Source organism: Pleomorphomonas sp. NRK KF1 (genome assembly GCF_023721755.1).
Classification (GTDB): Bacteria; Pseudomonadota; Alphaproteobacteria; order Rhizobiales; family Pleomorphomonadaceae; genus Pleomorphomonas.
Genome location: NZ_JAMDLH010000002.1, coordinates 309,193 through 331,899, shown reverse-complemented (window position 1 = coordinate 331,899; position 22,707 = coordinate 309,193). Strand labels below are relative to the sequence as shown.

Annotated in this window: 20 protein-coding genes; 16 read left to right on the top strand and 4 right to left on the bottom strand. The window is 63.0% G+C overall.

From position 1 onward, the window contains the following. Positions 1-17: 17 nt before the first annotated feature. The 10 genes from M4J39_RS06910 to M4J39_RS06865 all read left to right on the top strand — a co-directional run bounded on the left by M4J39_RS06910 (position 18) and on the right by M4J39_RS06865 (position 11,313). Positions 18-1,280, top strand: a complete 1,263-nt coding sequence (locus M4J39_RS06910) for an NHLP bacteriocin system secretion protein (RefSeq protein ID WP_251727091.1) — start codon at positions 18-20, stop codon at positions 1,278-1,280. Beyond that, entirely contained in the window at positions 1,277-3,451 is a 2,175-nt protein-coding gene (locus M4J39_RS06905) for an NHLP family bacteriocin export ABC transporter peptidase/permease/ATPase subunit (RefSeq protein ID WP_251727090.1), read from the top strand. Before M4J39_RS06910 ends, M4J39_RS06905 begins: the two co-directional genes overlap by 4 nt. Beyond that, positions 3,451-6,330, top strand: a complete 2,880-nt coding sequence (locus tag M4J39_RS06900) for an NHLP bacteriocin export ABC transporter permease/ATPase subunit (protein ID WP_251727089.1) — start codon at positions 3,451-3,453, stop codon at positions 6,328-6,330. The genes M4J39_RS06905 and M4J39_RS06900 overlap by 1 nt, the downstream gene beginning before the upstream one ends. Then, entirely contained in the window at positions 6,330-6,875 is a 546-nt protein-coding gene (locus tag M4J39_RS06895; RefSeq protein ID WP_251727088.1) for a cyclic nucleotide-binding domain-containing protein, read from the top strand. Before M4J39_RS06900 ends, M4J39_RS06895 begins: the two co-directional genes overlap by 1 nt. Then, the gene (locus M4J39_RS06890) at positions 6,872-7,213 is read left to right on the top strand and encodes a DUF3307 domain-containing protein (protein WP_251727087.1); all 342 of its coding nucleotides are present in this window, start codon (positions 6,872-6,874) and stop codon (positions 7,211-7,213) included. Before M4J39_RS06895 ends, M4J39_RS06890 begins: the two co-directional genes overlap by 4 nt. Before the next feature lie 105 nt (positions 7,214-7,318). After that, positions 7,319-8,353 (top strand): helix-turn-helix domain-containing protein, encoded by a 1,035-nt coding sequence (locus M4J39_RS06885; RefSeq protein WP_251727086.1) that lies wholly within the window; start codon positions 7,319-7,321, stop codon positions 8,351-8,353. Between the two features lie 134 nt (positions 8,354-8,487). After that, positions 8,488-9,483, top strand: coding sequence for a GNAT family N-acetyltransferase (locus tag M4J39_RS06880; protein WP_251727085.1), 996 nt, complete (start codon positions 8,488-8,490; stop codon positions 9,481-9,483). A gap of 132 nt (positions 9,484-9,615) precedes the next feature. After that, positions 9,616-9,912 (top strand): Nif11-like leader peptide family RiPP precursor, encoded by a 297-nt coding sequence (locus tag M4J39_RS06875; RefSeq protein WP_251727084.1) that lies wholly within the window; start codon positions 9,616-9,618, stop codon positions 9,910-9,912. Positions 9,913-10,155: 243 nt separating this feature from the next. Next, complete coding sequence (locus M4J39_RS06870) at positions 10,156-10,428, top strand: Nif11-like leader peptide family RiPP precursor (protein ID WP_251727083.1); 273 nt, start codon at positions 10,156-10,158, stop codon at positions 10,426-10,428. 285 nt (positions 10,429-10,713) lie between these two features. Continuing rightward, positions 10,714-11,313 carry a class I SAM-dependent methyltransferase gene (locus M4J39_RS06865; RefSeq protein ID WP_251727082.1) on the top strand — a complete coding sequence of 200 codons (600 nt, stop codon included), beginning with the start codon at positions 10,714-10,716 and terminating at the stop codon, positions 11,311-11,313. Positions 11,314-11,403: 90 nt separating this feature from the next. Here M4J39_RS06865 and M4J39_RS06860 read toward each other — a convergent pair whose 3' ends face one another. After that, on the bottom strand, positions 11,404-13,149 hold the full coding sequence (locus M4J39_RS06860; protein WP_251727081.1) for an FAD-dependent oxidoreductase: 1,746 nt from the start codon (positions 13,147-13,149) through the stop codon (positions 11,404-11,406). A gap of 299 nt (positions 13,150-13,448) precedes the next feature. Further along, positions 13,449-13,700, bottom strand: a complete 252-nt coding sequence (locus M4J39_RS06855) for a PaaI family thioesterase (RefSeq protein WP_251727080.1) — start codon at positions 13,698-13,700, stop codon at positions 13,449-13,451. A 373-nt stretch (positions 13,701-14,073) separates the two neighbouring features. On the opposite strand from M4J39_RS06855, the gene M4J39_RS06850 reads away from it, so the two are divergent. The 6 genes from M4J39_RS06850 (at position 14,074) to M4J39_RS06825 (ending at position 20,839) form a co-directional block, all read left to right on the top strand. Then, positions 14,074-14,412 (top strand): NifB/NifX family molybdenum-iron cluster-binding protein, encoded by a 339-nt coding sequence (locus M4J39_RS06850; protein ID WP_251727079.1) that lies wholly within the window; start codon positions 14,074-14,076, stop codon positions 14,410-14,412. After that, complete coding sequence (locus M4J39_RS06845) at positions 14,409-15,245, top strand: P-loop NTPase (protein ID WP_251727078.1); 837 nt, start codon at positions 14,409-14,411, stop codon at positions 15,243-15,245. Before M4J39_RS06850 ends, M4J39_RS06845 begins: the two co-directional genes overlap by 4 nt. Continuing rightward, positions 15,242-16,132 carry an ATP-binding protein gene (locus M4J39_RS06840; protein ID WP_251727077.1) on the top strand — a complete coding sequence of 297 codons (891 nt, stop codon included), beginning with the start codon at positions 15,242-15,244 and terminating at the stop codon, positions 16,130-16,132. Before M4J39_RS06845 ends, M4J39_RS06840 begins: the two co-directional genes overlap by 4 nt. Before the next feature lie 420 nt (positions 16,133-16,552). Continuing rightward, positions 16,553-18,499 (top strand): methyl-accepting chemotaxis protein, encoded by a 1,947-nt coding sequence (locus tag M4J39_RS06835; protein WP_251727076.1) that lies wholly within the window; start codon positions 16,553-16,555, stop codon positions 18,497-18,499. 118 nt (positions 18,500-18,617) lie between these two features. Beyond that, complete coding sequence (locus M4J39_RS06830) at positions 18,618-20,189, top strand: tetrathionate reductase family octaheme c-type cytochrome (RefSeq protein ID WP_251727075.1); 1,572 nt, start codon at positions 18,618-18,620, stop codon at positions 20,187-20,189. Further along, positions 20,186-20,839 carry a cytochrome b/b6 domain-containing protein gene (locus M4J39_RS06825; RefSeq protein ID WP_251727074.1) on the top strand — a complete coding sequence of 218 codons (654 nt, stop codon included), beginning with the start codon at positions 20,186-20,188 and terminating at the stop codon, positions 20,837-20,839. Before M4J39_RS06830 ends, M4J39_RS06825 begins: the two co-directional genes overlap by 4 nt. A gap of 4 nt (positions 20,840-20,843) precedes the next feature. Here M4J39_RS06825 and M4J39_RS06820 read toward each other — a convergent pair whose 3' ends face one another. Both M4J39_RS06820 and M4J39_RS06815 read right to left on the bottom strand, forming a co-directional pair. Further along, positions 20,844-21,488: a cyclic nucleotide-binding domain-containing protein gene (locus M4J39_RS06820; protein WP_251727073.1), complete on the bottom strand. Its 645-nt coding sequence runs from the start codon at positions 21,486-21,488 to the stop codon at positions 20,844-20,846. Positions 21,489-21,680: 192 nt separating this feature from the next. Beyond that, complete coding sequence (locus M4J39_RS06815; protein ID WP_251727072.1) at positions 21,681-22,658, bottom strand: LysR substrate-binding domain-containing protein; 978 nt, start codon at positions 22,656-22,658, stop codon at positions 21,681-21,683. Positions 22,659-22,707 lie beyond the last annotated feature (49 nt).

The following is a 22,707-nucleotide window of genomic DNA, read 5'->3' as shown; positions in this document are numbered from 1 at the left end:
TCCGGAAACGCTGGATCATGTCTGCTCAGAACAAGAACCTCTACCGACAGGAAGCACTGGACCGGCTGTCGTCTCCTGAACAGCTGGACGAGGCCATCGTCATCACCAGCCCCGGTGGCTGGGTGGCGCTCGCCGGGGTCGTGGTGCTGCTTGCGACCTTCGTCGTGTGGGGCTTCACGGCGAGTATTCCTACCCGCATCTCCGGCCAGGGCATTCTGTTTTACGGTGGAGGCCAGATCGTCGATGCGATCGCGGCCGCCTCAGGCTCGCTGACGCACCGGCATGCCGAACTCGGCGACCGGGTTCGGCAAGGCGATATACTTGCCGAGATCAGCCAGCCTGACATATCGACCCGTCTGGAGATGGCCGAGGCGCAGGCGAGCGCGGCGCGCGCGGCCATGGACGCCTTGCGGCGTGAGCAAAAGGTTCTCGGCGCGGCACGCGGCGACAATGCCGCAGCCAGAAAGGCGGCCCTGGAGGCTCAGATCAAGGCGGCGGAGCAGCGCCGGGACGCCTATCGCGGGTTTGTCGAAAACCAGGAGAAGCTCGCCGCAGGGGGCGTCACCACCGCGAGCGCCGTTCAGCAGGCCCGGGAGCAGTTGTCGAACGCCAGCCTCGACATCGCCACGGCGCGCACCGGCTTGCTGACCCTTGCGGCGGAGCAACTGGCAGGTCGATCGGAGGATGAGCGCCGGCTGTTCGAACAGGAGCAGAAGGTTCTGGCAGCGGAAGCCGAGGTTCGCCAACTTGATCTTCAGCTTTCCACCTTCGGCAAGGTCACAAGCCCCACGGACGGAGTTCTGGTCGAATGGAAGGCCCCTTTCGGCGCCTACACGCCGGCCGGAACGCGGATCGCCTCGGTGGCGAGCGGTGACGGTTCGCTGCAGTTCATGCTCTACGTGCCTCCCGCGCAGGGCAAGCGGGTCAAGGTCGGCATGCCTGTTCACATCGAGCTTGGCGGCATGCAGAAGGAAGAGTGGGGCACACTTGTTGGACGCGTGACGTCGGTGTCGGACTTTCCGGTCACCCACGAGGGCATGCGGGCAATCCTACAAAACGACGCTCTCGTCGCCCGGTTCTCGAAGGAGGGAGCGCCCTTCGCCGTCCATGTCGAACTCGAGCGGGATGCGGCGACCGCCAGCGGCTACCGTTGGTCCGGAGGCACGGGAGCGCTGGCCAGCCTGAGCCCGGGGACCACCGGAACCGCCAAGGTTACCGTCGACAGCCGCAAGCCAGCCTCTTTCCTGCTCCCCTTCCTGAAGAAGGCTACCGGCCTATGATCGGGGCACAGGCTCTCAACCTGTTCGGTGGCGTTTCCGGCCGCAAGAGGACACGGGCAACCCCGCAGATCCTGCAGATCGAGGCCGTCGAATGCGGGGCGACGTGCCTTTCGATCATCCTGGCCCATCATGGCCGATGGGTGACGCTTGAGGAGATGCGCATTGCCGCGGGAGTCTCGCGAGACGGTACCAAGGCGAGCAACCTCCTGAAGGCTGCCCGCAGCTATGGCATGAACGCGAAGGGCTTCCGAAAGGAGGTCGACAATCTGGCCGATGTTCCCTGGCCGGCCATATTGCACTGGAACTTCAACCATTTCGTCGTTCTCGAGGGTATTCGAGGGAAAACGGCCTTCATCAACGATCCCGCATCGGGTCGCCGAACGGTCTCGATCGCCGAGCTTGCGCAGGCCTTCACGGGCGTGGTGCTCGCCTTCGAGCCCTCGGAGGACTTCCGCCCCGCCGGGGAGCAGCCGTTGGCCTTGCCACTCATGCTCGATCGCCTCAAGGGCTCGAAAAAGGGCCTCCTCTTCGTTCTCCTTGCCTCACTCGCCCTGGTGGTTCCGGGCGTCGCGGTTCCGGTCTTCACGCGCGCATTCATCGATACGATCCTCGTCGCGCAGCAGGAGGACTGGTTTCTGCCATTTGCCGTCGCCTTGCTCTTCGTCGTGCTGTTGCGCGGGCTTGCCACCGCGTTGCAGCAAGCCGGCCTCAGACGGCTGGAGATGAAGCAGGTGGTCGTGCCGTCGAGCAAGCTTCTCTGGCACATGCTTCTGCTGCCTGCCGAGTTTTACGCGCAGCGTCACCCCGGCGAACTCTCCGGTCGGCTCAGCGCCAACGAAAGGGTTGCCGATCTCCTGTCGGGGCGGTTGTCGTCTGCGGTCTTCAATCTGACCAGCCTTCTCGCCTACGCAGCCATCATGTGGATGATGAACCCGGTTCTTGCCGGCTGGATGTTCGCCATTCAGCTGCTCTATGGCATCGTCATCCACCAGGGAGGCAAAGTCCAGCGCACCCAGAGCACCAAGCTCGGCGTGGAAATGGGATCGCTGCTCGCCGCCACGCTCGGACCCATCCGGGCGATCGAGACCCTGAAGGCGTCCAACATGGAGGCCCAGGCCTATCGTCGGTGGACCGGGCTGCACAGCAAGGTGCTTGGCACCAGGGCGCGCCTGGCCCAGGCGCAGACCCTGATCAACGCCATTCCCGCCCTGATCCAGGCGCTCGCCAATGTTCTCGTTCTCGTGGTCGGAGCCATCGGCGTCATGAAGGGCCACATGTCGCTCGGCGCCCTCGTCGCCTTCCAGGGGCTTGCCAGAAACTTCAACGCGCCGATGCTTGAGCTCATCGGTCTCGCCGGTCAGATCCAGACCATCCGCGCCGATCTGGTGAAGATCGCCGACGTGAACCGGGCCAAGAGGATCGTCGAAGGCGACGTGTCCCTCGTGCCGGCCTCGAGCCGGGTCGAGCTCGATTGCGTCAGTTTCGGCTACTCTCCTCTCGATCCGCCTCTCATCCAGGACTTCTCCCTGAACTTGAAGCCCGGCGCCCGCGTCGCCCTCGTTGGCGGATCGGGGAGCGGCAAGACGACCATTGGCCGGATGATCGCGGGCCTTCAGAAGCCATGGAGCGGCGAGATTCGCATCGGGGGCATCGACGCAGAGACGCTCGCGCAGTCGCGAAGATCCCAGGTAATCGGCTACGTCGATCAGGAGATATTCCTGTTCGAGGGGACGGTCCGAGACAACCTTACGCTCTGGGATAGCACCATCCCGCAGGATGCGCTGATCTCCGCGCTCTCTGATGCGGCGATCCTCGATGACGTGCTGATGAGGCCCGGGCAGCTCGACGCGCGGGTTGCCGAAGGCGGCCTGAACTTTTCAGGTGGCCAGCGCCAAAGATTGGAACTGGCGCGCGTCCTCAGTGTCAACCCCTCCCTCATCGTACTTGATGAGGCGACGGCCGCGCTCGACCCGGTTACGGAAAAGCAGATCGACGACAACCTGCGCCGGCGCGGCTGTGGCTGCCTCATCATCGCTCACCGGCTCAGCACCGTGCGCGACTGCGACGAGATCGTCGTCATGAGCCGGGGGCGCATCGTCGAGCGGGGCGATCATGACACGCTGATGCGGCTCGACGGAGAGTATGCCCGGCTGGTGCGAGGGGGCGCCTGATGTATCAGAACGCGGATCCGATGAAAGGCAGCCGGCCCTTGGCGCAAGTCATCGAAGGCGGTGGAAACAAGCCGCTGGCACTGGAAGAAGGCTTTGCCGCCTTCAGGTTGCTCCGCGGCTACGCGGACGTGTTCGTGCTCGATCGCATCGGAGATGGGCGCCGTCACCTCTTCCGGCTGGAGAAGGGCGGCCTGCTTTTCTCGACGGCGTCCGCCTCGGAAGGATGTCTGGTCGCCATCGGCGGCCTTGGCTCCTGCTTCGAGCGGATCGCCATGGAGGAAGCAGTGGCGAAGGCTTCCGCGGTCGGCGAGTGGGTGCGCTGCATGAATGGCGCCCTCGGCCGCTCGCCCGATTGGCCGAGCCACCTGGTGGACAGGGAGGCTCTCGACCTTCAGCCGGGAGAAACCTGTTCAGCGGCGGCCGGCGAGTTCGCCCTGGTCGTCGCCGACGAACCGGCCTTCAGCTGGAACGGTCGTATCCTGGAACCTGCTTTGCCCTTTCCGCTCGCCGCGCCCGGCCAACTGGCGGCACGGAATGGCGGGCGCTTGCGTCCGATCGTCGAGCCGACCGCGCACGAGGTGGCCGAAGGCCTCGCCAATCTGTCCCGCATGACGGTGGAGACCGTTTTCGCCAGGTTCGAGTCGGAACGAGCGGAAGCGGGCAGGCGGCAGGACATCCAGGCGATCTCATCCGCCAACCGCTTTTCGGAGGCGCTCGGTACCCTTGCCAAGGTCGGCGGCAGCCAGGTGCCGATCCGCAATCCCTGGCATGCAGCGATCGAGGCGGCGATGAAGTCCCTCGGGCGGCCGCTTGGGACTCCTTCCGACGAGACGCGCCGAAAACTGGCGGACGCAAGGTCATTCGAGCCGATCCTGCGCGATCTGTTGCTCGATTACCGTGAGGTCGTCCTGAAGGACGACTGGTGGAAGCGGGACGGCCTGCCCATGCTCGGGGAGACCGTCGAGGGCGCCCCCCTGGCGCTGGTGCCGGCACGGCGGGGCGGATATCTGACAATCGGTCTGGATGGACCTCGCAAGGTGGGCCCGGCTGTCGCCGCGACGCTACGGCAGAAGGCCCTCCAGCTCTATCCGCTGCTTGAGGACAGGCAACTCGGCTTCGGCGATCTCGCCCGCTTTGCAACGCGCGGGATGGGTGCGGAAGCACGACTGGTCGTCGTCACCTCGATCCTGGCCGCGTCCACCATGGCCTTGCTGCCGGTCGCGACGGGTATCCTGTTCGACACGGTCGTGCCGCTCAACGATCGCTCGGGTCTTTGGCAGGTTGCGCTGCTGCTCGTCGCCGCAGCGCTCGGGCAGTCGATCTTCGAGCTGACGCGCGCAATGGCCGTCGAACGGATTGAAGCCACGCTGGACGCCAGGATGCAGGCGGCGATCGTCTTGCGTCTCTTCCGCCTTCCCGCAAGCTTCTTTCAGCGATACGCGGTCGGCGAGCTCGGGCAGCGTACCCTGGGCCTGCAGGAGGTGCGCCAGCTTCTGACCGGGTCGACGCTCGCCGGCGTTTTCGGGCTGATCGGCACGGTGTCGGGGCTCGTCACCATGGCCTTCATCAACTGGCGGCTGACCCTTTTCTCGCTCGTCCCCATCCTGCTTACGGTGGCCGTTTCAGGGTGGATCGCGCGCAGGCAGCTGAAGCACGAGCGGGCTCGGTTCGAGCGCCGGGGCGGAAGCTTCCTGCTTCAGATCCTGGTTGGCTTGCCCAAGCTCCGGGCGGCAGCGGCCGAAATGCGGGCGTTCGCGGAGTGGACGTGGCGCACCGTGAACGAGCGCCGCGAACTGGAGGAGTCGCGGCGCTGGCAAGGTTGGCAGATGGTTGGCATTGCCGTTCTCGGTCCCCTGTCGCTGCTGTTCCTCTTCGGCTGCGTTCTTCTCGTCATGAAGTCGGAGACGGCGAGTGCGGCCCTTGAGGCAATGGTGCTGGGCAGCGATGCGGCCGTTGACGTTGCGAGCCTGTCCACCGGCATGTTCGTGGCTTTCATCACGGCGTTCGGGCAGGTATCCGCCGCGCTGACGGGGACGATCAATGCGGTGTCCGAGCTGCTCACCATCAACCCGCTGATCGCCCGGACGATGCCGATCGTCGAGGCGGAGCCGGAGATCTCACGGGAGCGGGAGGCTCCGGGCAGGCTTTCCGGCGAGATCGCCTTCAACAGGGTGCACTTTCGCTACTCGCCCGACGGCCCGTTGATCCTGCGGGACGTCAGCTTTCATATAAGGCCGGGGGAATACATTGGCATCGTCGGCGAGTCCGGGAGCGGCAAGTCGACGATCATGCGTCTCCTTCTCGGCTTCGAAACGCCTGAAGAGGGCGGGCTGCTGTTTGACGGCAAGCCGTCAGACCGGCTCGATCCAACGCTGCTTCGCAAGGAAATCGGCGTTGTCCTGCAGAACGGACGCATCACGCCGGGCTCGATCTACGAGAACATCGCGGGAGCCTCCGGGCTCGGTCTGGAGGCGGCATGGGCAGCGGCCAGGCTGGTCGCTCTCGCGCCGGATGTCGAAGCCATGCCCATGGGCATGCACACGATTCTGAGCGACGGCGGAGGAGCGCTTTCAGGCGGCCAGCGGCAACGAATACTGCTCGCCCGCTCACTGGTGAACGAACCCAAGATCCTGCTTCTCGACGAGGCGACCAGCGCCCTCGACAACCGAACCCAGCAGGTTGTGACGGATACGCTGGCCCGTCTGCAGGTGACCCGGATCGTCATCGCTCATCGGCTTTCCACCATCCGCGAGGTCGACCGGATATTCGTCATGGACAAAGGCCGCCTCGTCGAAAGCGGCACCTACGACCAACTGATCGAGGCAGGGGGGCTTTTCCACGCGCTCGCCCGTCGCCAACTCCTGGAGAACGAGGCCTGATGCGCAAAGTGCTTTACATCCTTGGGCAGCTCGACGACGAGGATATCGAGTGGATGGCCCGCACGGGGCGGCGGTTCGCGGCGGCGCCGGGGCAGGTCCTCATTCGCGAGGGTGAGCTGGTCAGCGATCTCTTCTTCGTCCTGTCGGGCGAGGTGGCTGTGACCGTTTCCGGTATCGGAGAGGTCGCCCGCCTCGGTCGCGGCGAAGTCGTGGGAGAAATGTCCCTGGTCGACTCGGCGCCTCCGTCCGCCACGGTCCAGGCTGCCGACGGAGCCTTTATCCTGGCGGTGGACAAATCGGACCTGCAGGCCCGGCTCAATGAAAACCCGGCCTTCTGCGGACGTTTCTACAAGGCATTGGCAATCTTCCTCGCCGACCGCTTGCGCAACACCACCCAGCGCATGAACTCTCGCAGTGGGCTCAAGGCCGGAGCGGTGATGGAAGACGAGCTGGATGATGGCATTCTCGACACGATATCGCTGGCGGGCGCCCGTTTCGAACACATGTTGACCCGCCTTTCTCGCAACGAGGAGCACCCGACATGATGACGGATGGCTTTCTCGTTTCCCTGGCGCTCCTGATCTTCGGACATGCGCTCGGAGATTATCCGCTGCAGACCGATTTCATGGCGCGCGGCAAGAACTGGAAGACGCCGGTACCGGGCGTGCCCTGGTACTATCTGCTTGGCGCGCATTCGATCGTGCACGGTGGGCTGGCGGGGCTTGCGACAGGCTCGCTCCTTGTCGGAATTCTGGAGACTGCGGCTCATTTTTTGATTGACTCGCTCAAGAACAGCGGGATTATTTCCATTCATGCAGATCAGGCGCTGCACATCGCATGCAAGGTCGTTTGGGTGGCAATGATGGTCGGCGGCTTGATCTGAAAACGTATTTTATCTTGAACCGCCCGTTACTCGCATTCCTTGACGCTTTGGCTCAGTTCCGATTGGCCGCGTGAAGAAAACGAATACCTGTAGAGAGCGATCCAGGTGACCGATAGCCAGATTGAATACCAGCTGATCCGTTCGTCGGACTTGAGTCCTGAAGAAAACTACGAGCGGTGGCGGATTGGCGTATCCAGCCTGTTCGACGCGGTACCGGCAACGGACGGGCTCGACGGCTTCAGGGCCGACCTTGCAAGTTACAATCTCGGACATTTCCTGATCGGCAAGTCGTCGGCGGTCGCCCAGCGCTTTCATCGTTCGAGCGAACTGGTGGCGGCGACCGGCGTCGATCACCTGCTGATACAGTACTATGTCAACGGTCAGTGCGCCTATAACGCCGATGGAGGGCTCGCGAGGGGCGTTGCTGGGGACATCGTCTGTTTCGATCTGAGCCGGCCGATGCGCAGCCAGACCACGGACATGGATATCATCAGCCTGATCCTGCCGCGCGCGATGATCCGGCTGATGCCGCGGGTCATAGACGAGCTTCACGGCGCGCGGTTGGATGGCTCCTCCACGCTTGGCACCCTATTGGGCGAACATATGATGACGATGGCCAAGCTTGCGCCGCAGCTTGCCGGCCCGGATGGAAAGCTGGCGGCCGATGTCGCGTCCGTGCTCGTGTCGAGCGGTCTCTCGGCCGCGGTGGCCGCCGAACGCGGTACGCTCATGGATGCTAGCCTTCAAACGATCCAGGTCTTTATCGAGCGCAATCTGACCAACCCGTCTCTTTCGACGGAAATGATCATGCGGCAGTTCGCCTTGTCGCGCTCGGCTCTCTACCGCCTGTTCGAACCGCTTGGCGGCATCGCCGACTACATCCGCGAGAGGCGTTTGAAACTCGCCATGCTGAAGCTCGCTTCGATCGGGACGTCGCGAGGGTCGGTCGCAAAACTCGCCTATGCGACCGGATTTGCCAGCGAAAACGCGTTCTCCCGCGCGTTCCAGCAATACTATGGCCTTCGCCCGAGCGAAGCGATCCGGAACGCCCGGGACGGCATTCGTCTGAAGACCGATATCGGTTCTCATGAGAGCAACTGGATGCAGGCCTGGCTCGACAAACTGCACGCCAAAGCCTGAGCGGCGAGTTTCTGCTCCTCTGCCGGCATCCTATCCCAAACTCCGCCGATATTGTCCCAAGAGCACGTGCCCCGCTTTATTTCCTGACTGAGTAAAGCCACATAGCCTGCGAGACAGGACGGAGAAGCTACGGCATGCTCGCGGAGACACAGACACGATTGCGCGCCGGGCCACAGGCGCCAACCGACCATGCGGCGATGCAACCGAGAGCTTCTTTCCCGGTGCTCAGGGGCCATGCGGGGCTTTTCTCCTCGTTTACTTTCGGACAGATCGGCCGCTTGCTTGCGCCGCTACGGGACGATGTCATCGCGGTTGGTGTCATTGTCGGTGCGCGTCCGGTCGGGCTTGCAGTCGGCACGCTTCCGTCTGGAAGCACACAGGCCGAGCTGCTCTCGATCGCCGTTGCCCCGGCGTTACGCAGGCGGAGGCTTGGAAGACGTCTCCTTGAGGCCTGGCAGACGGAAGCACACGAGCGCGGGGCTGCCGAATGCCGGGCGAGCTACAACGCATCCATGTCGGGTCGGATGGCTTTGGAAGGCTTGTTGGCAAGTGGCGGATGGACAAGTCCTCGCGCCAGTGGCGTTGTCGTGGTTGGCCGCGTTGGAAAGATGGTCGACGAGGTTGGTACCTGGCCTAGCATAGCCGGCCGCCTCGCCCTGCCTCGGTCGTACGCTTTCGCTCCTCTGGAGCTGAGTGCCGCCGACATCGAGGCAGTCGAGCGATATCTCTCGGATCCGGAAGCCGCGGACATGTTGGGGCCGATCCGCCAGCCAGAGAAACTGGCGTTCGACTACAGCATCGCTGTTCGCCGCGATGGCCAGCTCGTCGGTTGGTTGCTCGCAACTGAATCCCACCGTCCCCTTGTCGAAGGGGACGCCGACGTGCCGACGGTCCGCTATCTGGAAGCCTATCTCGATCCCGCCTATCGAGAGGGAGGGGTCATGGTCGCGGCCTACTACCATTGCTACTCGAAGCAGATGGCGCTGCTTGGTCGGGACTCCGTCGCGGTCTACTACACCAGCTACGACAGTCGCCCGCGCATGGTGGCCCTGACTCTGCGCCGCTTTGCACCGATCGCCGAACGTGTCGAAACGATCTTCGGTGCAAGCCGTTGTTTGCCGTCGTTCTGAGGTCGGCTTGCGCGCGAAAGACGTCTCGGAACCTGCAGGTTGATTAATTGCGAACTGACAGTCTCTTCAACTCAAACATTGTTGTCCATGTCGGCGGCACATTCAAATCTAAACAAGAGGGCGGAGAATTACATGAGTATAGATTCTCTTATGAGGTTCTACGAAAGAGTTCGCGCTGACGCGGAACTTGAGGAACTTGCGGCAAACGCCCTTGAAGATGGGCCGGAGGCTCTCGTCGTCTTGGGGATGTTGAGGGGGTTTGAGTTCACTGAAGAAGAGCTGTCGGCCGCCTTGTCTCATCGATCGAGCCTGACGGACGGCGAGCTTTCGGACGCGGATCTCGATCTCGTCGCCGGTGGCGGGCGCACCAGCTCCGAGCATTCTGCCGAGAAAAATCACATCAAGACAAGACCGGCGTCTTCCGGTTGATCCACCGGGAAGCGGCGGTTCTGAGACATGTTTTCTGGCAGCGGGGAGCCGACGCGTCTGTCACGACCTTCGCCTCGTACGCCAGAGCCACTCCAGCAGAAGCGAAACGGCTCTGCCTGCGGAGTTGCGTCCTGCCACTGAGAGGGCGTTTTCGGTGAGCCTGCGCTCGCCGTGAAGTCCGGGCTCAAGTTGGCCCCCTCCGTGGATGAGGAGGGGGAGAGTTTTCAAACGGAGCGATACATCATGAGCATTGAAGCGTTGGAGCAGTTTTACGACAAGGTTCGGGCGAGCGAAGCGCTGGAGGCAGAGGCCACGGCGGCGATGCAGGAGGGACCGGCCGCGGTCGTTGCCCTGGGCGCTCGTGAGGGGTTCAATTTCTCCGAGGAAGAACTCGCGGCTGGGTTGGCAAAGCTTTCAAATAGAGAAGAGTTGTCCGAGAAGGATCTCGACCTTGTCGCGGGAGGAGTCATTACGCACCGCTTCAACATGACCAAGGTCGGTAAAGTACTCTACTGAACGTGAGTGGGACTGAGCGGTTATCACTTGCGGAGATGACGATCGGCCACGGATCCTTCCTTTTCCTCAAGGACTGTGCGTCCCATGGGCGTCCCAGGGATGATGCTTCGCTTGTCGCGACGTGTCAGGCTTGGATTCGGTCCCGGAGGGCGAGGTGGAGACGTGGCCTTTCTTGCCGTATCGGAGTATCCCGTGATCGAGCATGCCCTTGGTCTGAAGACGGACAGCCGTCGTGGAGGACGGCATGCCGAGGTTGATTGTCGACGATACGCAAGGACAGCCTGAATGCCATCATGGGACGATGAATTCTCAAAGCCGGGCTACCGTTATGGCACGGAGCCCAATAGTTTTCTCGTCGAGATGGCGGGGCGCCTTCCGAAAGCTTCGCGTGTCATCGCCGCCGGTGATGGCGAGGGGCGAAATGGTGTGTGGCTGGCTGGCCAGGGACATCGCGTCCTGGCGCTGGACGCCTCTTCGGTCGGCCTTGCCAAGGCGAGGGCGCTGGCCGAAGAACGCGGCGTTCCCATCGAAACGGCCGTCGTCGATCTCTCGACATATGCGCCCGAGCGGGCAATTGCCGACGCGGTGGTGTTGATCTACGTCCACATGCCGCCCGCCGTTCGCCGCGCCGCCCACCGCAATCTGGCAAGTGCCCTCAAGCCCGGCGGTCTGGTCATTCTCGAGGCCTTCCACCGCGATCAGCTCGGCCGGTCGAGCGGCGGACCGAAGGACCCGAACATGCTGTTCGACCTCGCGCTTCTCACCGAGGACTTCGGGCCGGACATCCGTGCCGTCCATGCGTTTGAAGGTGAGGTCGAACTCGACGAGGGGCGTGGCCATGTCGGCATGGGCGCCATCGTCCGCTTCCTCGGCGTCAAGGTCTAGTTCCACCCCCTGGCGCTGACGTAACGGTGTTTTTGGGCGTTTGGCGTCGGCGTGGGCCGCCGCCAAACTGTTCTGGGTATCGGTCACATCTCAACCGTTGCGCCGGCTCTCGATCTCGCTGGCATCGAGCAGCCGGATGTTCTCGTAGTCGAAGAGGTCGGGGTTGGCCTGCTTCTCCGTCGCCCAGGCGTAGGTCTTGAAGCCGCCGGTCAGATTGCGCACGTCCTTGAACCCGGACTGCTTCAGGATCCTGTAGGCGACGTAGCCGCGAAGGCCGACCTGGCAGAAAATGACCAGAGGCTTGTTGCGGTCTATCTCATCGAGCCGCTGCCTAAGCCGGTTGAGTTCGATGTTGCGAGCGCCGGGCAGGCTGGCGATCGCGTATTCCTCCGGCGTCCGGACATCGATCAGATCGATCGTGTCGGGCGCATCGTGAAGGATATCCCTCAGTTCGGTCCAGCTGATGATGTCATGGCTGCCGTCGAGGACGTTGCTGGCCACATAACCGGCCACGTTCACCGGATCCTTCGCGGAGCCGAAGGGCGGGGCGTAGGCAAGTTCGAGGTCGGCAAGATCCTCGACGGTCATGCCGGCCTTGATGGCCGTGGCGATCACGTCGATCCGCTTGTCCGCTCCATCGATGCCGATGGCCTGCGCCCCGAGAACGCGCCCGTCCAGTCCATAGATCAGCTTCAGGCTGATTTGCTGGCTGCCAGGGTAGTAGGAGGCATGCGAACCGGAATGGGTGATGCTGGCGCGATGAGGAATGCCCAGCGCCTTGGCAGTGGCTTCGTTGAGGCCCGTGCAGGCGGCGGCCAGGTCGAACACCTTGAGAATGGCTGTCCCCATGGCGCCGCGATAGGTTTTGTAGGCGGCGGGGTCGGTTGCCAGCATGTTGTCGGCCACGATACGGGCCTGCCGGTTGGCCGGACCGGCGAGCGGCACGAGTGCCAGTTTGCCGGAAACCCTGTTGACGACTTCGACGGCGTCACCGACGGCGAAGATCGACGGGTCGGAGGTCTGCAAGTGCTCATCCACCTTGATGCCGCCAATGTTGCCGAGCGCGAGGCCAGCGTCGCGGGCGAGCTTCACTTCCGGCCGAACGCCGATGGACAGGATGATGATGTCGGCCTGGATGCGTTTGCCGGAGGCGAGGAAGACGATGGTGTGGTCGGCTCGATCCTCGAAGTGCGACACCTTGTCGCCAAGATAGAGTTCGACCGACTTCTCGCGCATGTGCGCGTGAGCGATGGCCGCCATCTCGTCGTCGAACGGCGGCAAGATGTGTGAAGCCCCCTCGACCACCGTTGTGAAGAGCCCTCTATCATGAAAGTTTTCGGCCACTTCAAGGCCGATGAAGCCGCCGCCGATCACAACGGCTCGGCGTGGCTTGCTGTCTGCCATCGCCGTCATGATGCGGTCGAGGTCGGGTACGTTGCGCAGCGTGAAGATGCGCGGAGAGCCGATGCCGGGGATCGGTGGCTTCAGCACTTCGGCGCCCGGCGACAGCAGTAGCCGGTCGTAGCTTTCGATCGTGTCTTCCCCGCTGTCGAGGTTGCGCAGCGTCACGGTCTTGTTGGTGCGGTCGATCGACAACGCCTCGGTACGAGAGCGAACGTCGACGTTGTAGCGCGCCTCGAACATCTGCTCGGTGGTGACCAACAGCTTGCCGCGTTCGGCGATCGCACCGGAGATGTGGTAGGGGAGGCCGCAGTTGGCAAAGCTGATGTATGGCCCGCGCTCGACGAGGATGATCTCGGCCTGCTCGTCGCAGCGGCGAAGGCGAGCCGCCGCCGTTGCGCCGCCAGCCACGCCGCCGATGATGATGATCTTCATGCCCGACTCCTTGCTTCTTAAATTCGTAGGTTCTTATATAAGCATTATATACGGATAACGTCTCGATCCGCACTTCTACGGGAGCTGTCTCGTGGCACTCGACGGATCTGTCCAGCGATACGCACGACGCCACGCTTCCATGTTGAGCATGGCGCCTCTGGTTATGGGTATTCTCCCAAAACGTCGCGAACAAGATCGGGAAAGCCCTGTTCTCATTTGGTCGACCCTGGCCGGACCATCGGCTTCTCGGCAAGTGAGGCAGGGAGGCGCCATCCAGCCGGCGCCGGTTCTCCGGTAGCTTACCGAGCGGTGCGGCAAAACTTGCCCTTTGCCACCGCAAGCCGCTTTCCCGCCTGTGAGAGACTGGCGGCTAGTTGGAAGATGCCATGGCGCTCATCGATAAGCTTCGCACGGACGCTCACGTCACAATCCACCGGTACCTCGCGCAGGAAGCGCACCGTCATCTCGGCGGTCACGGCCGTCACACCCCGAGCGAACAGGCAGTGAACCATCGCTGCATCGAGAAGCGTTGAAATCACGCCGCCGTGCAAGATTCCCTCGTAACCTTGGTAACGGCCTGCAGTCCTGAATGTCGCCTGAACGCCACCCTCTTGGTCGGGCGTGAAGCGAAGCCCAAAAGTGGGAGAGCCTGGTCCGCCGATGCCGCAAACCGTGCAGGCGGCATGAGCTTGTCTCGTTCTTGCGTAAGGTTCGACGACGGGAGGGGTGTCCGGTTGTGCCTCGCCCGGCGAGGGGGTGCTCGTAACTTCAAACATTTCGACGCCCTCTATTATGAATGTATGTGCATAACCCGATTGTGCGCCTGCAGGTCAACTCCTATTATGGGTGTATTCTCATAATTAATCCGAATGGCGACAGTTTTTGCGCGCTGTTCGGACGGAAGCCATAGGCGGGAGCGTCACCATGAAGATCGTGTTCACCATGCAAGGCGACGGCCGAGACGGTCTCACGGACCGTCGGTTCGGGCGCGCCGAGACGTTCCTGGTCTACAACAGCGAGACGGACGAAAGGCAGCTTGTTGCGAACACCGCCGTCGACGCCGCCATGGGCGCCGGCCTCAAGGCGGCGGAGAGCATCGTCGCACTCGGCGCCGTTGCACTGGTGACGGGAGAATGCGGCGTCAAGGCCCTGCACGCCCTTCATCGGGCAGGGGTCAAGGTCTATTCCACCGACAGCACGACCTTCGCCGATGCGCTCGAAGATCTGCGGCAGGGAAACCTCCGCGAAGCGACATCGGCATGAAGATCGCCATTGCTTCGGGCAAGGGTGGTACCGGGAAGACCACGCTGGCGGTCAATCTGGCGGTCATCGCCGGCCGTTCCGCCACGTTGGTCGACTGCGACGTGGAGGAGCCCAACGCCCACATCTTCCTGAAGGGCGATGTCGCCGCCACCGAGACGGTTTCAATAAGGGTTCCCGTCATCGACGAGAACCGCTGCTCCGGTTGTCGGGCCTGCGTCGAGTTCTGCAGCTTCAACGCCCTGATTTCCTTCGGCGGGCCGCCGTTGTTTTTCCCCGATCTTTGCCATGGCTGCGGGGGCTGTCGCCTCGTGTGCCGTTCTCGCGCCATCAGCGAGGTGACCCGCCCCCTCGGCGAGGTCAGGCGGATCGACGCCGACCTTTGCATCCTGGTGGAGGGGTGCCTGGAGATCGGCGTGTCGTCGCCGGTGCCGGTGATCAAGGCAGCCAAAGCGGCTGCCACAGGAGACTTCGTCATCTACGATGCGCCGCCGGGAACCTCCTGCCCACTGGTCGCCACCCTTCGCGGCGCCGACTATGTGCTGCTGGTCACCGAGCCGACACCGTTCGGCCTGTCCGACCTTCGCCTGACAGTGGAGGTCCTTCGCCAGATGAACGTGGAGTTCGGTGTCGTCATCAATCGCGCCGTGAGATCCGAGAGCCTGATCCACGACTACTGTCACCACGAAGCGATCGAGGTTCTGGGCGAGATCCCCGAAGACCGAAGAATAGCTGAGGCGTATGCCGCCGGTCGGCTGATCGTCGACGCTCTTCCGGGCTACCGCCCGCTGTTTCGTTCGATCCTGGAAGCCTGCCTGGAGAGGGTGACGGCATGAAGGAGCTGGTCGTTCTTTCGGGCAAGGGTGGGACCGGCAAAACCAGCCTGACCGCCTGCTTTGCCTCTCTCGCGCAACCCGTCGTGCTGGCGGACTGTGATGTCGACGCCGCCAATCTTCACTTGGTCCTCGCTCCCAAAGCCGAGCGTCGCGAGACCTTCCGGGCCGGCAGGGAGGCGCATGTCGAGACCACAGCCTGTTGTGGCTGCGGACGGTGTGCCGCCGCCTGCCGTTTCGACTCCATGAGCATGGGTGGCCCCCACGGCACCGCCACGGTCGATCCGCTCGGCTGCGAGGGGTGCGGTGTTTGCGCTTTCATATGCCCGACCGGCGCGATCGGCTTCAACGACCGGGTGGCCGGATCGGTCATGGTCTCGCGGACACGGTGTGGCGCCATGGCGCATGCCCGTCTCACCCCCGGCTCGGACAATTCCGGCAAGCTCGTCTCCTGGGTTCGCCAGCAGGCGCGTCGACTGGCGGAAGAAGAGAACTGCCAGCTTGTGCTGATCGACGGCCCCCCCGGGCTCGCCTGTCCGACCATGGCAGCGCTTACCGGTTGTTCGCATGCCCTGATCGTCATCGAGCCGACGATGTCCGGCTTGCACGACCTTGATCGCATCCTCGCGCTCACCAAGCATTTCGAGGTGCCGACCTCGGTCTGCGTCAACAAGTGGGACATAGATGCGGAAAAGAGCGTCGCCGTCGAACGGCGCGTCCGGACCGTGGGCGGGCATTTCGCCGGTCGCGTCCGCTACGATCGGGGAGTCACGCAGGCTCAGATGCACGCCCGTACAGCTGTGGAGGACGACACGGCATCGGCCGCAGACATCCGCTCGGTTTGGCGACAAGTGGCGGGGCAGATTGCGATGGCCGAGACTGGGTATTGAACGTTGCGCATTGATGCTGGCCAGACGGCAGCCACTCGCCTGTCCTGACAATGCGACGTCGAGTAGGGACTTTCGCAACGTCAGCCAACTCGTTGCTATGCCCCTCACAAAGCACTTTGAGCTGAAATGCCCGTCAAATGGTATGCGAAGCAGTGAAATAACATTACCCGGTAATACAACAAATAAACCGGGACATAGACTTAAGTGAAATTTAACAAGCGAAAGCATATTAGTTCGTCAGTGTTCGAAGGCTCGTGCGGATCGCTCGTTTCCGGAAAAACAGTGCTTGCTTGATGCGGGTCTGATGCCTGCTTGATGCGGATCATGACTGCGTAATGCATATAATAAACTTCCTGTAAGTTATTTTTCACTCTTCGCGTTATGCGCGAACAGAGCGTCCGGCGACAAATGGGGGCCACCATGACCAGTATTCGCGCGCGCCTTCTGACGACAATCCTGTCTTTGGCGCTTCTGGGCGCCCTTTCCATCGTGCTTGGTGCACGCTGGATGTCCGGGGATCTGACAGCGGTCGCGCTCGACCGTGAGGTGAAGAACGCACAGTTCCAGCTCCAGGCCGAGATCGAGGCTCACAGCCGGCAGGCGTTGCTTCTTGCCAAGGTCGTTGCCGGGCAAACCAACGTTCAGGCCATGTTGGCGACCCGGAATCGCGATGGACTGGCCGCTCAGTTCGTTCCGGAGTTCGCCGAGCTCAAGAAGCAATACGGCATCCAGCAGTTCCAGTTTCATCTGGCGCCGGCCACCGCCTTCTTTCGCGTCCATCAGCCTGCCAAGTTCGATGACGATCTCTCCTCCTTCCGCAAGACGGTCGTCGAGACGAACACCACCCTCGAGCCGGCTGTTGGTCTGGAAGGCGGTGTCGGCGGTATCGGCATTCGTGGCGTCGTTCCGGTGTTCAGTGACGGCAAGCATGTGGGATCGGTGGAGTTCGGCCTTGGCTTCGAAGAACTGTTCGTCAGCGACTTCTCGCGCAAGACCGGCTACCCCCTCGCCATCATTCTCCTGAAAGAGGGCAAGGACGGCAAGAAAGGTGTGATCGGAAACCAACTTCCGGATGGAATGGATCCGGAAGCCGTTCTGGCCGAGACGAAGTCGGGCGGTATCGACTCTACGGATGGTCGCTATTTCCTGTCCCAGACCACGGTGCCCGACTATTCCGGCAAGCCTATCGCGACGGCCATCATCGCCGTCGACCGCAGCATGTATCAGGCAATCGCCGACAAGGCGCGCAATGTCGGCCTGGCAATCGGCCTGCTGCTGTTGGCGATCGCCGGCGGTGCCCTCGTTTACGTCAATCAGGGCCTGCTGCGCCCCCTGCGCTGTGCCACCCAGCACATCGCCCGTCTTGCCGGCGGCGAGACCGATTTCGAAGTCCGCAACGCCGATCGGTCCGATGAAATCGGCGGCATTCTCCGGGCGTTGGTGGTGTTCCGGGACAACCGCATCGAACAGGAGAAGCTGAAGTCGCAGCAACAGGCGGAGAGCGAGGAAAAGCTGTTGCGCCAGCAGCGCGTCGACCAGCTGATAGGAGCCTTCCACGGCATTGCCGGCAGTCTTCTGGCGGGAATGGACCGTGAGCACGCCACTCTTCTCGAAGCCGCGCACTCCATGGAACAGATCGCAGGCGCCAGCCTGGAGCAGGCGGAATCGGCGATTGAAGCTTCGCGCCAGACCTCCGGCGGCGTCGCATCGGTGGCCAGTAGCTCGGAGGAACTGTCGTCCTCCATCGACGAGATCGGTGCCCAGGCCCTGCGAGCCACCGAGATCGTCACTCGGGCGACGCATGATACCGAGCGCAGCAACAGTCAGATCGCCTCGCTGGCCGAGGCGGCCAACAAGATCGGCCAGGTCATCACCCTCATCCAGACCATCGCCGCCCAGACCAACCTTCTCGCCCTCAACGCCACCATCGAGGCGGCTCGGGCCGGTGAGGCCGGCAAGGGCTTCGCCGTGGTCGCGGCCGAAGTGAAACTGCTCGCCGACCAGACCTCCAAGGCCACCGAGGAGATTGCGGCTCACGTTCAGGCGATCCAGATGTCGACCGGCGAGGCTGTCGACGCCATTTCGGCGATCGCAACGACCATGGGCGAGGCCAACCAGTATACCGAGGCCATCGCCTCGGCGGTGACCGAGCAGAGCGCCGCCACCGCGGAAATCAGCTCCAACATCCAGACGGTCGCCACCAAGACCGACTCCATGGTCGACAGCATCGGCCGCCTGGAACAATCGGTCAACGCAACCAACGGCGCGGCAACATCGGTGCTGGCCGCCACGACCGAGGCGCTGCGCAGCAGCTCCAGCCTCAAGGAGGAAATCGAGCGGTTCCTGAGCGAGGTAGCGGCCGCCTGACGCCGCTCATTCCGATCGCCGGACAACAATTGTCAATGACGGATCGGATGCGGCTCGCCATGCTGTCGCGCATGGAGTTGTCGCCGTGTTTGCGGCGGTGAGATGCGGCGGGAATGTCATGTCCCCAAGAACGGTTCTGCGGGTTGTCGCGTTCCTCGTTGCCAGTTCGGCAATCGCCGCCGCCGTGGCAGGCACCGCCGATCACTCGCGGTTCGACGTCCTTAAGGGGCCGTTCGCCACGGCCGAGGACGTCACCAAGGCTTGCTCGACCTGCCACACCGAAGCGGCCGGCGAGGTGAAGAAATCGATCCACTGGACCTGGGACGGGACGAACTCGTTTACCGGCCAGCGACTCGGCAAGCCCCGGATCATGAACAGCTTCTGCGGCTCGCCGATCTCCAACGAGCCGCGCTGCACTTCCTGTCACGCCGGCTACGGCTGGACCGACCTGCGCAAGACCCCGGAAGAGAATGGCGCGACGGTCGATTGTCTGGCCTGCCATGACGGGTCCGGTACCTACAAAAAGACCGCGACGGATGCCGGCCATCCGCTTTACTCGCCGCGTGTCATCGGCGGCGTCACGGTCGAGCCGCCGGATCTCGCCAAGGCGGCCATGAGCGTCGGCCCGTCGCAGCGGGAGAATTGCGGCGCATGCCATTTCAATGGCGGCGGCGGCGATGGCGTCAAGCATGGCGACCTCGACAGTTCGCTGACCGACCCGCCGCGCGATCTCGACGTGCACATGGCTGCCGATGGCGCCAACATGGCCTGTTCGACCTGCCACACCTTCAACGCCCACATCCCCTCCGGCTCGCGCTACATGACCACGGCGGTCGACCCCCATGGTCTCGACCTGCCGCACGACGACCACAATCGCGCGACCTGCGAATCCTGTCATGGCACGGCTCCGCACGCCGAGGCCAAGATCAACGACCATACCGACCGCGTCGCTTGCCAGAGCTGCCATATTTCCGAATTCGCGCGCGGCGGCGTCGCCACCAAGACGTTGTGGGACTGGTCGACGGCTGGCCGCAAGGATGCCGACGGCAAGCCCGTCTACATCAAGGACGAGCATGGCCACCTCGTCTACTCGGCCGAGAAGGGCGACTTTGCCTATGGCGAGAACGTCCGGCCGACCTATCTTTGGTACAACGGCGAGATCGAGCAGACGGCCGTCACCGACAAGCTCGATGACAAGATCAAGGACGACATCCTGACGCTCAATCGCATCGGCGGCAGTCCGACGGACGGCAAGTCGCGCATCTGGCCGTTCAAGGAGATGAAGGGCAAGCAGCCCTACGATCCGGAACTCAACACGCTGGTCGTCAATCATGTCTTCGGCAAGGACGACAGCGCCTTCTGGACCAACTTCGACTATCCCAAGGCGATCGCCTTCGGCATGAACTACGCTGGGTTGCCATGGAGCGGCAAGATCGGCTTCATCGAGACGCGCATGTACTGGCCGATCACCCACATGGTCGCCCCCAAGGAAAAGGCCGTCCCCTGTTCGGACTGCCACACCCGCGATCCCGAGGGGCGTCTCGCCGGGCTCGGTGGCTTCTACATGCCCGGCCGCGACGGCTCGCGACTGCTCGACATTGTCGGCTATCTCGCCCTGTTCGGCGCGCTCTTCGGCGTGGTCGTCCACGGCGCCCTGAGGATCATCCTCAGCAGAGGACACCGGTCATGAGCCACAAACGCGAGGTGATGATCTACACGCGTTACGAGCGCTTCTGGCACTGGTCGCAGGCAGTCCTAGTCTTCACCCTGTTCTTCACCGGTCTTGCCATTCATGGCACTCACGACCTTGTTCCGTTCGGTCTGGCGGTCAAGATCCACACGAACGCGGCCCTGTTGCTGATTGCGCTCTGGGTATTCACGACCTTCTGGAACTTCACCACCGGACAATGGCGCCAGTATCTCTTCAAGAAGGGAGTGTTCAGGGTCATCCGCTTCTACGCCTGGGGCATTCTCTTCGGCGAGCCGCACCCCTACAAGAAATCCCTGCAACGCAAGCAGAATGCCCTGCAGTCGCTGGCCTACATGACCTTCATGACCCTGATCGGCCCCGCCCTGTGGTCGACCGGTATCGCCTATCTTCTCTACAACTCCTGGAGCCATTACGCTTGGTCGGGGACCGGGATCTGGGCCGTTGCGTTGCTGCATACCGCCGCGGCCTTCGCCATGGGGGCCTTCGTCGTCGTGCATGTCTACATGACGACAACCGGCAAGACGCCGCTCCATTACGTCAGGACGATGGTCACCGGCTATGACAGCATCGAGTTGACCGAGGTCGAGGAAGCCTACATCGAGGAGACGAAATCGACGGAGATGCGGTGATCGATCACTCGCCACCGGCTGCCAGGCGGGCGAGTATCGTGACGTTGCAGCGGCAGCGCCCCGGCGATACGTCTACGATCGCGCCATTCCGGCGGAAATCGACCACCATTCTGCTGGCGTGCTCCGGCGTTACCGCGAGCATGGCGCCCAGATCTTCGCGCGAGAACAGGGGGGCCAGGCCGTTGGCGTCGACCATGCGGCATAGGAGACGGGAGAAGCGTTGCGGCGCCTTGCCGGTGGAGAGTTCGGTCAGCCACGCATCGGCCTCTTCGAGGGCTATCTGCCAGCGGCGCATGAGTTGATCGTGCAAGGCGGGGGTGTTTCGACGCAGGCCGTCGATGGCCGCCGTCGAGATCCTGCACACCGCCGCCCGCTCCAGAACGACGGCGCTATGCCCGTAGGAATCTCCCATCAGCGCTTCGAGGCCGAAGGTGCAAGACGGCTTCAGGAGGCGGACGATCCGCTGCTGACCATCGGGCAGGAAACGCAACAGCTTGATATAGCCGGACCGCAGCGTGAAGACGGACGAGCGCCGCTCGCCGGTCGAATAGATGACGTCACCGACCGCGTATTCGGCTTCTTCGACCTGGCGAAGGAGCCCATCGAGACGGTCGGCTGGCAAGATGCCGAACAGCGAGCGCTGGCGCACCGGACAAGCCTCGCAACGACTGCCATGGCCGAACGTTGGCGTCGCTTCGTGTCTGTTCGGTATTTCCAGCATCATCGACCCTTGGTTGTCGTGGCCAGGACTCCGGCATCGGGACTCGGTCGCGCCTTGCCTGCCACGATGAGCCGCCAGCCTCCATCATTTGGGTACGCTACCTTCTCGCCCCGAGGACGCCTATCCGGCAATTGGATGTGCAGCATCGGTGCGAGCCGGCGTCGATGGCAACGGGCTCTGGCTATCTTGCTGCCGACGATCGACGATCCAGCGCCGGATCAACTGTGCGATCATCCGATATCCGGCCGCGCGAGGCGATTGCCGCCGCCAGACGAGCCCAATGGTTCGGCTGTTGGCGCCATCCGCCAGCGGAATGGCCGCGACCCGGTGGTCGGCGAGCAGACCACCGAATACCGCAAGCTCGGGAAGCAAGGTCGAGCCGAGCCCCTCGGCCACCATGGCCGCCAGCATGTGCAGGCTGGTTGCCGAGTACGCCGTGTCGGAGATGTTGGGCCACGCCGCAAACACCGGCAGGGCGTGACGGTGCAGGCAGTTCTCCCGCTCCATGAACATCATCTCTTCGACTGGCAACCGGGCGGCCTCGACTTCGGTGAGGGCCGCGAGCGGATGATCGAGCGGACAAACGAAGCGGAACGGATCGTCGAACAGCATTTCGGTCTCGAACGGACCGATGTCATAGGGGAAGGCCATCAAAACCAGGTCGAGCCGTCCATCGGCAAGGCGCTCGATCAGCGCCGGCGTCTTGTCCTCCCGGAGGCCGAACACCAGGTCGGGCAGGTGTTGGCGGGCAAACGGCAAGAACCGTGGCAGCAGAAAGGGACCAACCGAGGGAATGCAGCCCAATTCGATCCTGCCCGCCAAGGGGTTGCTGGCCATCTTGCCAAGCCCCAGCAACTGCTCGGTTTCGTTCAGTATTCGGCGCGCCTGCTCGACGATCCGCAGTCCGTCCGGCGTTAACATGACAGATCGCCGGGTCCTTTCCGCGAGCCGCACTCCCAAAAGTGACTCCAGCTCGGCGATTCCGGCGCTGAGCGTCGATTGCGAAGCGTTGCAAGCTTCCGAGGCTTTTCGGAAATGTCTCTGTTCGGCAAGCGCGATCAGGAAGGTGAGATGGCGGATGTTGGGATAGGACTGCATGGCGCTTGATCGATTATTCCGATTACCATGGCCACTTTAATTTGCTTCT